Origin of the sequence: Candidatus Phytoplasma citri (assembly GCF_002009625.1) — a bacterium.
In the GTDB taxonomy this organism is placed as follows: domain Bacteria; phylum Bacillota_I; class Bacilli_A; order Acholeplasmatales; family Acholeplasmataceae; genus Phytoplasma; species Phytoplasma citri.
Genome location: NZ_MWKN01000002.1, coordinates 1 through 17,611, shown reverse-complemented (window position 1 = coordinate 17,611; position 17,611 = coordinate 1). Strand labels below are relative to the sequence as shown.

Annotated in this window: 13 protein-coding genes; all 13 read left to right on the top strand. The window is 27.2% G+C overall.

The features are described 5' to 3' along the window. The first annotated feature begins 115 nt into the window (after positions 1-115). The 13 genes from rpoB to B2G44_RS00125 all read left to right on the top strand — a co-directional run bounded on the left by rpoB (position 116) and on the right by B2G44_RS00125 (position 17,610). Positions 116-3,850: a DNA-directed RNA polymerase subunit beta gene (gene rpoB, locus B2G44_RS00190; protein WP_078122856.1), complete on the top strand. Its 3,735-nt coding sequence runs from the start codon at positions 116-118 to the stop codon at positions 3,848-3,850. A gap of 8 nt (positions 3,851-3,858) precedes the next feature. Further along, entirely contained in the window at positions 3,859-7,992 is a 4,134-nt protein-coding gene (rpoC, locus tag B2G44_RS00185; RefSeq protein ID WP_078122855.1) for a DNA-directed RNA polymerase subunit beta', read from the top strand. Between the two features lie 212 nt (positions 7,993-8,204). Next, a complete protein-coding gene (gene rpsL / locus B2G44_RS00180) occupies positions 8,205-8,609 on the top strand; it encodes a 30S ribosomal protein S12 (protein WP_078122854.1) in 405 nt (134 codons plus the stop codon). Between the two features lie 40 nt (positions 8,610-8,649). Beyond that, positions 8,650-9,120 (top strand): 30S ribosomal protein S7, encoded by a 471-nt coding sequence (gene rpsG / locus B2G44_RS00175; protein ID WP_078122853.1) that lies wholly within the window; start codon positions 8,650-8,652, stop codon positions 9,118-9,120. Positions 9,121-9,159: 39 nt separating this feature from the next. After that, the gene (gene fusA / locus B2G44_RS00170) at positions 9,160-11,226 is read left to right on the top strand and encodes an elongation factor G (protein ID WP_078122852.1); all 2,067 of its coding nucleotides are present in this window, start codon (positions 9,160-9,162) and stop codon (positions 11,224-11,226) included. 96 nt (positions 11,227-11,322) lie between these two features. After that, a complete protein-coding gene (gene tuf, locus B2G44_RS00165) occupies positions 11,323-12,525 on the top strand; it encodes an elongation factor Tu (RefSeq protein ID WP_078122851.1) in 1,203 nt (400 codons plus the stop codon). Positions 12,526-13,077: 552 nt separating this feature from the next. Beyond that, on the top strand, positions 13,078-13,635 hold the full coding sequence (infC, locus tag B2G44_RS00160) for a translation initiation factor IF-3 (protein ID WP_078122850.1): 558 nt from the start codon (positions 13,078-13,080) through the stop codon (positions 13,633-13,635). Positions 13,636-13,714: 79 nt separating this feature from the next. Further along, positions 13,715-13,903 (top strand): 50S ribosomal protein L35, encoded by a 189-nt coding sequence (gene rpmI, locus B2G44_RS00155; protein ID WP_078122871.1) that lies wholly within the window; start codon positions 13,715-13,717, stop codon positions 13,901-13,903. A gap of 35 nt (positions 13,904-13,938) precedes the next feature. After that, positions 13,939-14,640 carry a 50S ribosomal protein L20 gene (rplT, locus tag B2G44_RS00150; protein WP_078122849.1) on the top strand — a complete coding sequence of 234 codons (702 nt, stop codon included), beginning with the start codon at positions 13,939-13,941 and terminating at the stop codon, positions 14,638-14,640. Between the two features lie 47 nt (positions 14,641-14,687). Further along, positions 14,688-15,266 (top strand): hypothetical protein, encoded by a 579-nt coding sequence (locus tag B2G44_RS00145; protein WP_078122848.1) that lies wholly within the window; start codon positions 14,688-14,690, stop codon positions 15,264-15,266. A gap of 42 nt (positions 15,267-15,308) precedes the next feature. Next, positions 15,309-16,370: a M42 family metallopeptidase gene (locus tag B2G44_RS00140; RefSeq protein ID WP_078122847.1), complete on the top strand. Its 1,062-nt coding sequence runs from the start codon at positions 15,309-15,311 to the stop codon at positions 16,368-16,370. Positions 16,371-17,237: 867 nt separating this feature from the next. Continuing rightward, a complete protein-coding gene (gene rpmH / locus B2G44_RS00130; RefSeq protein ID WP_078122845.1) occupies positions 17,238-17,372 on the top strand; it encodes a 50S ribosomal protein L34 in 135 nt (44 codons plus the stop codon). 67 nt (positions 17,373-17,439) lie between these two features. Then, positions 17,440-17,610 (top strand): hypothetical protein, encoded by a 171-nt coding sequence (locus tag B2G44_RS00125; RefSeq protein ID WP_180372449.1) that lies wholly within the window; start codon positions 17,440-17,442, stop codon positions 17,608-17,610. Position 17,611: the final 1 nt, after the last annotated feature.

Sequence of the window (17,611 nt, the reverse complement as noted above, 5' to 3'; positions counted from 1 at the left end):
TTATTATCTTTATTGTTATTAAGTTTGTTTTTGATGTTTTGCTTATTAATAATTTATATTTTTTAAATTTAAATTCAATTTATGTTGATATTTATTGGGAGTTCTGAATAAAAAAATGAAAAAATATTGTAATGTAAAATATGGCAACAAGGTGGAACGACGAAATTATTCTAAGATGAAATATGATTTGGATTTACCAAATTTAATTGAAATTCAAACCAAATCATTTCAAGAATTTTTAAATTATGGTATTAAAACATCATTAAAAAGTATTTTCCCTATTGAGAGTTATAATGGTGATTTAAAGTTACATTTTAATGATTTTTTTTTAGAAGAACCTAAATTTAATGCTGAAGAGTCTAGAAAAAGGGGTTTTACTTATAGTGCGGAATTATTTTTAAATGTAACATTAGAAAATGTTATTACTCAACAAACTAAAAAAGCTCGTATATTAATGACAGATTTGCCTTTAATGACTGTTGCAGGAACCTTTATAATTAATGGTACAGAAAGAGTTGTAGTTTCGCAAATAGTTCGTTCAGCAGGAGCTTATTTTACTTCTAAATTAGATAATAAAATTAATAAAAATCGTTTTACTGCCCAAATTATTCCTACTAGAGGTGCTTGGATAGAATTTGAGCAAAATAATAAAGATTTTTTATATGCTAAGTTGGATCGTTCTAAAAAAATACCTTTAACAAAATTTATTCATGCTTTAGGTTTTGATACTCAGAAAGAAATTGAAAAAGCTTTCGGTATAAATTCTTTATTAGATTTAAGTTTTAATAAAGATAATGATTCTAATTGTAATGATGCTATTGTTGAGCTTTATTCTAAGTTACATCAAGGAGAAAGAGTTCCTACTAATGCGGCAAGAGAATTTATTCGTAATCGTTTGTTTGATAAAGATAAATATGATTTATCTTTAGTAGGACGATATAAGTTAAATCGAAAATTAGATGTTTTAAATAGAGCTGAAAATACTTTTTTAGCTCAAGATATTAAAGATTTAACCAATAATAAAATTTTATTTTCAGCTGGAACTTTTTTAAATTACGAAGTTATTAAAAAATTATCATTACATAGAGATAAATTTCGTGTAGAATTGGTTAATTCAGATTTTCATTTGCAAAATCAAAATCATGATAATAATTTATTTACTTATAGAAAAAATATAAATGATGATCAAATATATATTAAAGAAGATATTTTGCACTTCCAAACAGGACAAGTATTAATTAAGGCTGATACACTTTTAGATGATGATGTTTTGAAGATTTTATTAGAAACTCATAAATATAATATTGATGATAAAATTATGAAATATTTCGCTAATAAAGAATATGTTCATAAAGTTGTTAAAGATCGGCAAAAAGTTTTCAACGAAAGTTTAGAAGTTTATGTTGTGGATAATAAAAACAATAAGCGTTTTATTAAAATTATAGGTAACGATCAATCTGAAGATGCTGAAAATATTGTTTTATCTGATATAATAGCATCTATTAGTTATTATTTAAATCTTTATCATAATATCGGAACTATTGATGATATCGATCATTTAGGCAATAGAAGATTAAGATTGATTGGAGAACTTTTAAAAAATCAATTACGTGTAGGTTTGAATAGAACTAAAAAAAATATTAAAGATCGTATGTCTATTAGTAAATTCGAATCTATTACGCCAGGAGGATTATTTAATTTTTCTTCTCTTTCTATGGCTATTAAAACTTTTTTTTGTAGTTCGCGTTTATCTCATTTTATGGATCAAATTAATCCTTTAGCTATTATTACTCAAAAACGTAGAATTTCCGCTTTAGGCAGTGGAGGTATTGATCGTGATCGAGCAGGTGTAGAGTTAAGAGATGTTAACGATTCTTATTACGGTAGATTATGTCCTATTGAAACTCCGGAAGGCCCATCTATTGGATTGATTTGTTCTTTAGCTACTTATGCTCAAGTAGATAGATATGGTTTTATTGAGACTCCTTTTTTTAAAGTAATTCATGAAAATGGTAAATCAGTAGTATCCCATCAATATGAATATTTAACTTCTATTCAAGAAGAAAACCGTATTATTGCCACATCTTCGTCTTGTTTAAATGATGATTTTAGTTTTAAACAAACAAAAGTAATCGCTAGACGAAATGGAGAAATTAGTTTATATAATGTTGATCAAATTGATTATATAGATGTTTCTCCTAAACAAATTGTATCTGTAGCTACAGCATCTATTCCTTTTTTAGAACATAATGATGCTTCTAGAGCATTAATGGGTGCTAATATGCAACGACAAGCTTTACCTTTGCTAATTTCTGAAGCTCCTATTGTAGCTACCGGTATTGAACATAGAATAGTAAAAGATTCAGGGTGCGTTGTTGTTGCTGAAGATGATGGTATTGTAGTTTATGTAGATGCTAAAAAAATTATTATTGAGAATAACCATGGAGAACAAAAGAGTTATATTTTATCTACTTTTGATAAATCTAATCAAGATACTTTAATTTTACAAAAACCTATTGTTAAATTAAATGAAAATGTTCATAAAGGAGATATTATTGCTGACGGTTCTTCTACTCATCAAGGTGAATTAGCTTTAGGTAAAAATGTTACAGTAGCTTTTATGACTTGGGATGGTTATAATTATGAAGATGCTGTGATTTTATCAGAACGTTTAGTACAAGAAGATATTTTTACTTCTGTTCATATTAGTAAATATGAAATTCAAGTTAGGGAATTAAAGAAGGGTGCAGGAAGAGAAGAAATAACTCGAGAAATACCGAATGTTAGTGCTGAGGCTATTAAAAATTTAGATTCTCGAGGTATTATTATTCCGGGTTCTGAAGTTAATGAAGGTGATTATTTAGTTGGCAAAATTATTATTATTCCTCAAAGTTCTTTAGAAAATAATCCCTATGAAAAATTAATTCAAACAATTATTGGAGAAAAATCTCGCGATTATAAAGATGTTTCTTTGAAAGTACCTTGTGGCGAGAGCGGAATTGTTCAGAGTGTTCAATATTTTTCTGTTAAAAAAGGTGATTTTATTTCTACTCCTGGTGTTAATGAAATTATTAAAGTTTATATAGCTAAAAAAAGAAAAATCCGAGAAGGCGATAAAATAGCTGGAAGGCATGGTAATAAAGGAGTAATTTCTTGTATTGCTTCTAAAGTAGATATGCCTTATATGTCGGATGGAACTCCTGTAGATGTTATTTTAAATCCTTTAGGTGTACCTAGTCGGATGAATATTGGACAAATTCTAGAAATGCATTTAGGAATGGCTGCGTATAAATTAAATATTAAGGTAGCTACTCCGGTTTTAGATGGAGCTGATAATGAAGATTTAAAAAATATTATGCAAGAAGCTAATTTGCCTTTTGATGGAAAAATGATTTTATACGATGGTAGAACAGGTGAATCATATGATAATCCTATATCTGTCGGTATTTTGTATATGTTAAAATTATCCCATATGGTTGAAGATAAAATACATGCTAGAAATGTTGGAACTTATACTCTAATTTTACAACAACCTGGTAGTGGTCGTAATTTTTTAGGTGGCCAAAGAATTGGCGAAATGGAAACTTGGAGTTTATTGGCTTATGGAGCCGCTCATACTTTACAAGAAATTTTAACTTTGAAAAGTGATGATATTATAGGACGTAATCAATTGTATCATGCTATAGTTAATGGTTTACGTTTTCCTAAACCTTCTATTCCGGAAAGTTTTAGAGTTTTTACTAAAGAGTTACAAGCGTTAGGATTGCATGTAGAATTAATTAAAGCTGATACTAAAGATAATCAAATTAATCGTTCTTTAGTTTCGAATAATAAGGAGAACAAGAAGTAACCCCAATTATGTTAAATATGAAAATTGAAGATTTTACTTTAACTAAAAGAACTTTAAAAAATTTAAAATCTATAGGTATTAATAGTTTAAATGATATTAATAATTATCATTTAAATGAATTGGTTTCTTTATTAAATGAAGAATCTTTTCAAGAATTTATAGTTATTTTAAAAAAATATGGTCTTCCCGAATCTTTAAATAATTTAAATTTAAATCAAGAGGTTTTAGATATTTTATGTCAAAATAATATTTTCAATTGTTTCTCTTTATTAACAACTGATAAAGATGTTTTGCTTAGGTTATTTAGTTATAATCGTTCTCATCAGGATCTTTTAATGAATATTTTAAATTTATATAATGGTTCGAAAAAGAATTTTAATCAGAAAATTGATAATTCTGTTGCAGATATAGAAGATATCATTTTGAAAAATGAGAATAATGAAAATGCATCTGCATCTTCATGGATAATTGATAAGGCCATTTTTGCAAATAATAGCAATCGAGAATATGATTATTTTAAGATTCGTTTATCTTCGCCTCATGAAATTCGTCAAAAATCTTATGGTGAAGTTGTAAATTATGAAACTATTAATTATCGTACAGCTAAACCGGAAAAAGGAGGATTATTTTGCCCAATTATTTTTGGTCCTGTTCAGGATTTACAATGTATATGTTCTAAAAAACAAACTTTAAAAAAAGGTCAAATTTGTTCTAAATGTGGTGTAGAAATTACAGAACAATTAGTTAGACGGGAAAGAATGGGTCATATTGATTTAGCTGCTCCTGTAGTTCACACATGGTTTTTGAATAGTTTACCTAGTCGTTTAGCTATTTTATTAGGAATGAAAGCTAAAGAATTGGCAGAAATTGTTTATTATGTATCATATATAGTTATTAATCCTGGTAATAGTGATTTAACTAAATATAGTATTATATCTGAATTAGAATATGGTCAATATTTGGAACGTTGTGATAATAATTTTGTCGCTTTAACTGGCGCTGAAGCTGTTAAAACTATGTTAAAAGAATTGAATATGGCAGAAACTATTCAGTCATTAAGGTTAGAATTAAAACAAGCATCTAAGCAAAAAAGAGATTTAATTGTTAAAAGATTAGAATTGATGGAATCTTTTTATCATTCTGATAATAAACCGGAATGGATTGTTTTAGAAGCTATTAATGTTATTCCTCCTAGTTTAAGACCTATAGTTGCTTTAGAACAAGGTGTACGTTTTGCTTCTGCTGACATTAATGATTTATATCGCAGAATTTTAAATCGTAATAATCGTTTAAAAAGACAATTAAAACAAAATGCTCCTAGATTAATTATTAAAAATGAAAAAAGAATGTTACAAGAAGCTGTAGATGCTTTATTTGATAATGCTAAATCTAGTAAAAAAAGCACTTCTAATATTGAACGTAATAAACCTTTAAAATCTTTATCAGAAATGTTAAGAGGTAAACAAGGACGTTTTCGTCAAAATTTATTAGGAAAAAGGGTAGATTATTCTGGTCGTTCTGTTATTATCGTAGGACCTGATTTAAAATTACATCAATGCGGTATTCCTCGGCAAATGGCTATTGTTTTGTTTAAACCTTTTGTATTAAATAAATTACAAGAATCTAAAGGTATTGATAAAAAAAGTGCTAATATTTTATACGAAAAAATGAACGAACATGTGTGGAAATTATTAGAAGAAGTTGTTCAAGAACATCCTGTTTTATTAAATAGAGCACCTACTTTACATCGTCAAGGATTACAAGGTTTTCAAGTTAAATTAATTGATGGTAAAGCTATTAGATTACATCCTTTAGTTACTTTGGCTTTTAATGCAGATTTTGATGGAGATCAAATGGCTGTTTATGTTCCTCTTTCTGTAGAAGCTCAAGCTGAAGCTCGTTTATTAATGTTATCTTCTTATAATATATTGGATCCTAAAAATGGTAGTCCAGTTTTATCTCCTTCTCAAGATATGGTTTTGGGAAATTATTATTTAACTATCGAAGAAACACGAAAACGTATTATAAAAGGTTATAATTCTGATAGCAGAAACGAACAACATCGTTATAAACATCGCAACGAAGGTAAAGTTTTTAATGATTTACAAGAAGCTGAATTAGCTTTTTATAATAAACAAATAGCTTTACATACTCGTATTTTAGTACGTGTTTCTAATATTTCTTCTTATTTTGATGATAATCAAAAAAATAAATATTTAGTTACTACATTAGGTAAATTGATTTTTAATAGTATTTTGCCTAATGATTTTCCTTATTTGCAAGAACCTACCATATTTAATTTAGAAATAAAAACACCAGATGTTTATTTTATACCTAAAGGTGTTCATTTGAATGAATATTTGAATAATATTCCTGCTCCGGAACCTTTTAAAAAACGTTTTTTGTCGCTTATAATTGATCGTGTTTTTAAAAGAAGTAATATTTCGGAAACATCTAAAATGTTAGATGATATTAAAAATTTAGGTTTTAAATATTCAACTATGTCAGGTGTAACTATTTCTCACGCAGATATTAATGTTTATTCTAAAAAAGATGAATTAATAGCTCAAGTAGAAAATAAAATTATAGAAATCGAGAAATGGCACGACAAAGGATTTTTAACCACTAGCGAAAAAAAAAGTTTAATTATTCAAGAATGGAAAAATGTTCGTAATGTTATCCAAGAAGGTTTGATGCAAGAATTTAATCAAGATAATCATTTATTTATGATAAGTGATAGTGGTGCTCGTGGTAATGTTTCTAATTTTGCACAATTATCTGGTATGAGAGGTTTAATGCATAGTCCTACTAATAATCAATTAGAAATCCCTGTTAAATCTTCTTTTAAAGAAGGTTTGAATGTGCATGAATTTTTTATTTCGACGCATGGAGCTAGAAAGGTTTCTACTGATACAGCTTTAAAAACAGCTGAATCAGGATATTTAACTCGTCGTTTAGTTGATGTTGCTCAAGATGTGATTATTATGTTAAATGATTGTGGTAGTGATAAAGGTGTTTATGTAACTTCTTTAGAGCAAGATGGTAAAGAGATTATTTTGTTACAACAACGTTTATTTGGTCGTTATATAGCACAAAGTATTGTAGATCCTTTAAATAAGCAAGTTATAGTTAATTTTGGGGAATTGATTACTCGTGAAATAGCCGAAAATATTGTAAAAATTGGATTTTTATCAGTGAAAATTAGAAGTGTTTTAACATGTAATTCTGATTATGGTATTTGCGCTAAATGTTATGGTTTAAATTTAGCCACTAATAAAGCAGTTGAGATCGGAGAAGCTGTTGGTATTATTGCTGCCCAATCTATTGGTGAACCTGGTACTCAGTTAACTATGAGAACATTTCACACAGGAGGGGTTTTATCGGTTTCTGATATTACTCAAGGATTGCCACGTATTCAAGAATTATTTGAAGCTCGTAAGCCTAAAGGTAAAGCTTTAATAAGCGAATATGATGGTGTAATTAAAGAAATTAAATCTAGTAATCTTTATTCATCAGATATTATTATAGTTTCAGCAATTAATCCTCAACAAGAATATATTTATACTGTAGATTCTAATTTAGATATTTTAGTTAATGATGGCATGGCTATAAAAGCTGGACAACGTTTAACTTCTGGTTCAATAGATTTAAGGGAATTATTGCGTATTAGTTCTGTAGTAACTACTCAAAAATATATTTTGGAAGAAGTACAGCAAGTATATCAATCTCAAAGCGTTTATATCAGCGATAAACATATCGAAATTATTATTCGCCAAATGTTTAAACAAATTTTAGTTATTTCTGAAGGAGATAGTAATTTATTACCGGGATCTGAAGTTTCTATTAAAGAATTTAAAAGAATAAATATGCAATTAATTAAACAAAATAAAAAATTAGCAGCTGGACGTCCTATAGTTTTGGGTATTACAAGATCTTCTTTAAAAAGCGATTCTTTATTATCTGCGGCATCTTTTCAAGAAACTACTAAAATTTTAATTGATGCTACAATTAAAGGTCAAAAAGATTTTTTATTAGGTTTAAAAGAGAATGTTATTTTAGGAGGTTTAATACCTGCCGGAACTGGAATTTTAAATCATTCTTTATTTGAATATCCTTTAACAGAAGAAGACAAAAATAAATAATTTTTAATGAATAATTGTTAATCATAATTTATAAATTAAATTTGACTATATATTTTTTATTTTGGAGCTAGTTGTTATTGTTAAGTTTTTAAATAATCTTGTTTTAACTACATGAAGTTTATATTGACTTTTATTCAAAAAAAAGATAAAATTTAGGTCGTCTTATATTTCTAATTACCAAAAATAACAAAGAAAGGTTTTATTATTTAAATATGCCTACTATTTCTCAGTTAATCAGAAAACGAAGAGTAAAAAAAAATACTAAAACCAAATCACCAGCTTTATCTGTTCGTTTTAATATTTTAAAAAAGAAATTTAAAAATATTAATTCTCCTCAAAAATCTGGAGTTTGTTTGAAAGTATATACTACTACTCCTAAAAAGCCTAATTCTGCTTTAAGAAAAGTAGCTAGAGTTCGTTTGTCAAATCGTCAAGAAGTGACAGCTTATATTCCTGGTATAGGTCATAATTTACAAGAACATAGTCTTGTGTTAATACGAGGTGGTCGTGTTAAAGATTTACCTGGAGTTCGTTATCAAGTTATTCGAGGAGTTCTTGATACTGCTGGAGTAGATAATCGAAAACAAGGTCGTTCCCGATATGGTGCGAAAAAATAAGAATTTATTAAAATGTAAATAAATTAAGGTGTATAAACTTATGTCTCGTAAAAAAAGTTTTAAAAAAAGAACATTACTTTTAGATCCTATTTATAATTCTGTTTTAGTAACTAGAGTTATTAATAAATTAATGAAAGATGGAAAAAAAGATATTGCTTGTTCTATAGTATATAATTGTTTATCTCAGGTTAAAATGTTAACAAAAAAAGAACCCATTGAAGTTTTGAATGAGGCCTTTAATCATATTATGCCTTTAGTAGAATTACGTACACGCACTATCGGGAGTCAAAAGTATCAAGTTCCTTTAGAGGTGTCAGTAGAAAGACGTTATTCTTTAGGTTTGAAATGGTTAATTATGGGAGCACGTAAACGTAATGAAAAAAGTATGCAAGAAAAACTTGCTCAAGAAATTATTTCTGCTGCGTCTGGAACAGGATTAGCAGTTAAAAAACGCGAGGAAATTCATCGTATGTCTGAAGCTAATAGAAGTTTTGCTCATTATCGTTGGTAAAATCACTGCTTTTAATATTTTTAACTTAAAGGAGGTAATATGGGAATTGAATTAGAATTAAGTAAAATACGTAATATCGGTATTATGGCTCATATCGATGCAGGAAAAACTACTACTACTGAAAGAATTTTATTTTATACCGGAAAAATTCGTATAGCTAAAGAAACTCATGAAGGTTTAGCTCAAATGGATTGGATGGACCAAGAAAAAGAAAGAGGAATTACAATTACATCAGCTGCTACTACTGTTTTTTGGAATAATTGTAAAATTAATATTATTGATACTCCAGGACATATTGATTTTTCTTCAGAAGTTAATCGTTCTTTACGTGTTTTGGATGGTGGTGTAGTAGTTATAGATGCTCAAGCCGGAGTAGAACCGCAAACAGAAACAGTTTGGCGTCAAGCAACTTATTATAAAGTTCCTCGAATTGTGTTTGTTAATAAAATTGATAAATTAGGGGCTAATTTTGAAAATGCTATCGCTAGTTTAGAGAAAAGATTAAATGTTTTTGCTTATGCCATTCAATGGCCTATCGGTGTAGAAAATAATTTTCGTGGTTTTGTTGATTTAATAGAAATGCAAGCTTGGGAATATTCTTCTAGTCCTGATCGAGAAAATCAATTAATTCCTATTCCTGAAGAACTAAAAGAACTTGTTAATTCTAAAAGACAAATATTAATAGATAAACTAGCTTCTTTAAATGACGAATTATTAAATAATCTTTTGGAAAATGAGCCTATTTCTACTACTCTCATTAAAAAAGCACTTCGTCAAGCCACTTTAGAAGTTAATTTTTTTCCAGTTTTATGTGGTTCAGCTTTAAAAAATAAAGGTATTGTTCCTTTATTAAATGCTTTAGTAGATTTTTTGCCTTCACCTTTAGATTTACCCGATATTAATGGTTATGATAAAAATGAACAACCTATTGTTCGTAAAATTAATTTTAAAGAGTCTTTTATTGCATTAGCTTTTAAAGTTATGACAGATTCTTTCGGACGTTTAACCTTTATACGTATTTATTCAGGTTGTTTAAAATCTGGTTCTTATGTGCAAAATAATAATAAAAATATTACAGAACGTGCTTCACGTTTATTATTAATGCATGCTAATTCTAGACAAGATATTAAAGAAGCTTATGCTGGTGATATTGTAGCTGTAATTGGTTTAAAAAATACTATTACAGGAGACACTTTGACATATGAAAATGATTTTATTTTGTTAGAAAAAATGAGTTTTCCTGAACCAGTTTTACAAGTTGCAGTAGAACCTGTTTTTTCCAAAGAACAGGACAAAATTAGTTCTGCTTTGTTTAGTTTTACTCAAGAAGATCCGACTTTTAAATTTACTGTAGATCCAGAGTCAAAACAAATGATTGCTGCTGGAATGGGTGATTTACATTTGGATGTTCTCATGGAACGTTTAAAAAGAGAATTTCAAATTCAAGTAAAAGTGTCAGAACCTCAAGTGGCTTATCGAGAAACTTTAATTAGTTCTATAGAAGTTGATGGAGAATGCAAACATCAAACAGGAGGCCGCGGGCAGTATGGTTATGTGCAAATTTTGTTTGAACCTAATCCTGGAAAAGGTTTTGAATTTGTTAATAATGTTAAATACGGTGCTATCCCGCAAAATTATATTCCAGCTGTATCTAAAGGTTTACAAGAATCTTTATCTAGTGGTATAATCGCTGGTTATCCTTTAACCGATATTAAAGCAACTTTATTTAGCGGTGCTTTTCATGAAGTGGATTCTTCGGAATTTGCTTTTAAATCTGCTGCAGCAGCAGCTTTGCGAAAATTACGTAATAGCAAATTAGTTGTTATTTTAGAACCTATTATGAAATTAGAATTAATTACTCCTCATGAATATATTGGTAATGTTATCGGAGATTTAATTTCGCGTAGAGGTCGTTTAGAGAATCAAGAAAACATAGGTATGGTTATGAAAATTCAGGCTTTTGTTCCTTTAGCAGAAATGTTTAAATATTCAAGTAGTTTGCGTTCTAATACTCAAGGAAGAGCTAATTTTTCTATGGAATTTTTTAAATATGAAAAAGCTCCTGACCATATCGCTAATAAAATTATTGAATCACGTAATAAATAAAATTTATAGATATAACATTATTTATTAATATTTCGGTTATTATAAATAATTAATTAATTATTTTAGTACAAAAATATTAAATGGAGAAAAAATAAAATGTCAAAAGAAAAAATAAATATTAAAGAAGAAGCGCAAATAATTAAACCTCATTTAAACTTAGGAACTCTTGGTCATGTAGATCACGGAAAAAGCACTTTAAGTTTAGCTATTAATAATTATTTAGCCGCAAAAAATTTAGCTAAATTTCGCAAAGATATTAAAACTTTAGATAAAACTGTTGAAGAACAAGAACGTGGTATTACTATTAACGCTCATCATTTGGAATATGAAAGTGACACTCGTAATTATGCTCATATTGATTGTCCTGGTCATAAGGATTATATTAAAAATATGATTACTGGAGCAGCTCAAATGGATGCAGCTATTTTGGTAGTTTCGGCTGCTGATGGTGCTCAACCTCAAACTCGCGAACATATTTTATTAGCTAAACACGTAGGAGTTCCTAATTTAATAGTTTTTTTAAATAAATGCGATAAAGCTATTCCTGATTTAATACCTTTGGTAGAACATGAAATACGTGAAATTTTAACTAAAAATGGTTATAATGGATCAGAAATTCCTATTATTCAAGGATCTGCTTTAAAAGCTTTAGATGGTGATCAAAGTTATTTATCTAAAATTGCAGATTTAGTAGCAGAATTGGATAAATTACCTTTGCCTATTCGTGATATTGATAAACCTTTTTTGATGCCTATTGAAGATATATATTCTATTACAGGTCGTGGAACAACTGCTTCTGGTAGAGTAGAAAGAGGTAAATTAACTTTAGGCGAAGAAGTTCAAATTCTTGGTTTAGATAAAGATACTTCTACTGTCGCAATTGGTTTGGAAATTTTTAAAAAATCTAGAACCCAAATTCAAGCAGGAGATAATGCTGCTATTTTATTACGTGGTATTAAACATATTGATATTAAAAAAGGTCAAGTAATAGTGAAACCGAATTCTTTAAAGGTATATTCTAAATTTAAAGCAGAAGTTTATATTTTAACCGAAGAAGAAGGTGGTCGTAAAAAATCATTCAGAACTAATTATAGACCTCAATTTTTCTTTAGAACTGCTAATGTTACAGGTGTTATTACTTTGCCTAATAATATTGCTGTAGCGATGCCAGGTGATAATGCGACTATTGAAGTTGATTTAATTAAACCTGTTGCGTTAGAAGTAGGTACTTCTTTTGCTTTTCGTGAAGGCGGTAAAACTATTGGTTCAGGAAAAATTATTGAAATTTTACCGAATTAATTAAAGTTATTTAATTATGAAAGAAGACTAGTGTATAGTCTTTTTTTATATTTTTAATCATATTAAAATTTTTATCATTTAAATATTTAAATTATGAAATTATTATTTTGATATTTAAATTAATAAATTGATTTTTGATTTAATTGATTTAAATCTTTTAAATTTATAAAAGTATTTTAAGTTGATTTTTGTTAATTAATTTAATTAAAATAAATAATAATAAATTTAAAAATAAAAATTTAAAATTAATAATGAGTAAAATTGTTTTATTAATAATAATTTTTTGTTTTATTATTTAATTATCTATTTGTAAATTTTATAATTTTACCCAAATTCAAGTTAGTAAGGTAATTAAAGAATTTATCGAAAGATATAAGATTTGTATTTTTTCAGTTCTTAGAAGAGTTAATTATTTACGAATAATAGCAAAATTAATTTTTTGCGAAAAAAGATTACATATATTTCAATTTTATTAATATATCATAATTAAGTTTATTTTAAATAATTTTGGTTTTTTGCTAAAATTATAAATATAGTGTAAAAAAAGGAGTTATTCACATTATTAAACATAAAAAAAATAAAAAAGAAAATTTAAAAATTAGTTTTCTATATAACGAAAAAGTTCCTGCCGGAGAATATTTGGTTATCAATAATCAAGGAAAACAATTAGGAATTTTTCAAAAAGAACAAATATTTGATCTAGCTGAACAGCAAAATGAAGATTTTGTTTTAATTAATACTCATTCCAATCCTAAAGTAGTGCGTTTGGTTAATTATTCCAAATTTTATTATGAACAACAAAAAAAAATTAAACAAAATCGTAAAAAACAGCATAATCAAATAAATATTAAAACTATTTGCGTAAGTCCTCGTATTCAAGATAATGATTTATATGTTAAAATTAAAAAAGCCGAAGATTTCTTAAAAAGCGGACATAAGGTAAAAATTAATATGCTTTTACCAGGTAGAATGGCTATAAATCCTAGTATTGGTAGTGATATTTTTAAGAAAATTATATCAGCTTTAAATTTAGTCTCGAAGGTAGATATTCCTCCTAAAATAGAAGGAAATCAAATCAATTCTTTGTTAGTTCCTTTAAAGTCTAATTAATTTTAATTATTAGTTTATTTGAATGTTTTTATGCATTTAGTTTTTTGCTTAAAAAAATAGAAAGAAATAATGGTAATTGATTTTGAAAAAAAAAACACATAAAGGTTTAAAAAAACGTATCAAAATTACTAAAAATGGTAAATGGTTACGCAAACATGCTTTTAAAAATCATTTAGCCGGTTCCAAAACTACTAAACAAAATAGACAATTAAGAGGGTTTACTTATGTAGATTCTTCAGATTTAAAACGTATTAAAAATTTAATTTAGCAACTTTATATAAATCTAAAGAAAGAAGAAGAGTCATGGTTAAAGTCAATTTAGTTCCAGCTCGACGTAGACGTCGTAAGAAAATATTAAAATTAGCTAAGGGTTATGTAGGTTCTAAAAGTACTATTTATAAAACTGCTCATGAACAAGTAATGCGTTCTTGGCAATATGCTTATGTTGGTCGTAAAAGAAATAAAAGAGATTGGCGTTCTTTATGGATCCGTCGTATTAATGCTGGATGTTCAGAAAATGGTATGAATTACTCCTCTTTTATATATGGTTTAAAATTAGCTGGTGTTGATTTAAATCGTAAAATTTTATCTAATTTAATTATTAATAAACCTGAAATGTTTAAATTTTATATCGAATTATCTCAAAAAAGTTTGCTTGATTTTAAGAAAAATAAATTAACAAAAAATATTTCTAAATCTACTTTAGATTCAACAGATATTTCGAAATCTGATTTAAATTCAGATTTTTATGCTTTAAATTCACAAAATATTAAACAAGATTTTCCAGATACTATTGTCCAAAAACCTGTAACCGATAATATTGGTGGAGATTTAAAATCTAAAAATTTAGATATTTTTGCAGATAATGAATTTACAATAAACTTATCATCTTTGCAAAAAATGAATTTATTAACTTTGCGTCAGTTAGCAAAAAAAAATAACATTAATAAAGTATCTAAGTTGAAAAAAGCAGAATTAATTAATTTGTTACTGGAAACATTGTAAAGAAAATTCAATTTTATTATAGATTTTTTTAGAGAGGTTCAACAAATATGTATGAAATTAAAAAAATAACTTTTCAGAAAATTATTTTAAATATTTTAATAACTATTTTATTTTTATTAAGTGCCGTAACATGCTTTGAACCTCAATATTTTTCTATAAAAGGCATCCGAATAATTGATATTTTATTAGGAATTTTATTATTATTATTTAATTATTATTTTGTATTTGTAAATTTTAAAAAAAATTCAGGATTAAAAAAGTTTTTCTTTTTAATAGAAACATGTTTATTATCACTTATTTCTGGTAGTTTGTTTTTGTCTTTTTTAATAACTAATGTTTTTGTAAAAAAATTGTTAAATTTAAGCAATATTATTAGTTATATTTTAATGATTCATTGTTTTATTTCTTTGCATTTGTTTGGATGGAAAAATAATAAAATGAATATTTGGAGTTTAAACGGTTATTTAGTAACTTTTGGGACAAGTTGTTTTTTATTAGGAAAAAATATTGATTTTTCTTACATAATTTTAAGAATTTTTTCTGTTTTGTTTGGTTTTTTATTTTTATTCTATCTATTTATTGTGATTAATCAAATTTTTAATTATAATAAAATAACTGTGAAATAATCAAAAAAATAATTTTTTTGAAAAAGGAGATCGCATCAAAAAATGTCTGATTTATTAATTAAAATTAAAGAATTAACTATGTTAAATGGTATTTCTGGTCAAGAAAAACAGATTACAAATTATGTTAAAAATAATATTATTTCTTCAGTAAATAAAATAGAATATGATAATTTAGGTAGTTTAATAGCTTATAAAGGGCAAAATGGTCCAAAAATTATGTTGGCTGGTCATATGGATGAAATTGGTTTAATGGTAACCGAAATCACAGACAATGGTTTTGTTAAATTTCAAACTATAGGCGGTTGGCTACCGACAGTTATGTTAGCTCAACTTTGGCAGATTCATACTAATAAAGGTATTATTTGGGGTATTACTGGTGCTAAACCTCCTCATTCTTTGAGCTCAAACGAACGTAATCAAGCTCCTAATATGAAAAATTTGTTTTTAGATATAGGTGTTTCCACTAAGGAAGCAGCTCAACAACTAGGAGTTGCTATCGGAAATATGATCACCCCTTATTTAGAATCTCGGACTTTGGGGGATGAAAATTTTATATTGGCTAAAGCGATAGATAATCGTGCGGGAGTGTTAATTGTTACTGAAGTATTACGCAAATTACAAAATAATCCTAATCAATTTATAGGTGCTTTTACAGTTCAAGAAGAAGTTGGTTTAAGAGGGGCTATTACTAGTGCTAATAAGGTCAAACCTGATATTGCTATAGCGGTAGACGTGTGCGTTGCTAATGATGTTCCTGGTAATCAAAATTCATCAATTAGTTATTTAGGAAAAGGACCGCAAATATCTTGTTATGATCACGGATTAGTTGCTCATACAGCTTTAAGAGAATTTGTATTAAAAGTGGCTCGAAAAAATAATATTCCTTTTCAAGAAGCTGCTCCAGAAGGCGGAACTACAGATGCTGCTGCCATGCATACGCGTCATATAGGTGCTGCAGCGTTAGTAATTTCGGTACCTACTCGTTATATACACTCTCACGCGTCTATTGTTCATCAACAAGATATAATTCACACTATTAATTTATTAACTTTATTAATAAAGCAATTAGATCAAAAACAGGTTCAAGAAATTTTATTTAGTTAAAATTATTAATAACGGATTAAACTAAAAATATTTATAATTTAAATGATGTCTCCTAAGAAGCCTAAATTTCTTGCTATCTAACCAATAACCAGGGCTGATAAACTCTGAAAGGAGATGGTCGGTTTGACAAACGAAAGAATGTCAAATTACAGCAGACCATAAAAGCGGGTTGCGACAAAAGCAAATTAGTCAAGAGGACCCTGCTACCAAATAATTCGATGGAGAAGCCTGCAATGGCCTAAGAAGGAAATTGATGTAATGACAAAACCTGTCTCGGAAGTTGCTGAAACGGACAGTCCAGAATCTACTAATAAATATTACAATATTGAGTAGTTTATCAGCTAAAGAAAACCTGGGAGAATAAGATTCCTGATTGATCTTTAAAATTATCGAATAAATTTTTCATATTTAATTAGGTTGCTACGAACCAAGGAGTAGAAACATCCGGAATCGATCATAGAAACATAAGTTAAGTAATATTAATTTAATGAAATTAAATAATGATCACCAAAAATACGTTCGTAATTAAGACAACTCGAATCCGGTTAAAAGATTGTATCTTCCGTAAGGAAAGGATAAAACCAGATCTTTAATGCAAGATAGAATTATCCTACAAGCGATAGAACAATTATTAACTCCTTATTTAATGGTTCAAGTCATTATCTTATATTTTCGTATGACAAGGAATTTAAGTCAACTAACGTACTCGAAATACATTACTGAATCCATTTGTTTAGAGACACTACCACAGACAAATGGCAAAAAACCTCCATCGTTAGAAGTTTCACTAATATTAATAGTTTTTATTGTTTTATTTTAGTTGTTAATGAAATTTAAAATATTCCAAAGGAAAAGATATTAAGAAAAATGAAAAGAACTTATCAACCTAGTAAAATTAAACGAAAAAGAACACATGGTTTTTTAAAACGAATGTCTAATTCTAGTGGTCGCCGTCTTTTATCTAATAGAAGATCTAAAGGACGTTATCAATTAACAGTTTAGTATTATGAATAAAATTAAAATTTTTATTTTTTATAATATTTTAATTAATCAAATTTAAAAAATTATTATGATGAAAAAAAAATTTATTTTAAGCAAAAATAAAGAAATTAATTTAATTTTCCGACACGAAAACAAAAGTGTAGCGAATTATTTTTTTAAAATATATTATATTTATTATAATAAAACTTTGAATTTTAAATTTGCTTTAAGTATTAACGGGCGCAAAAGATGCTCATAAT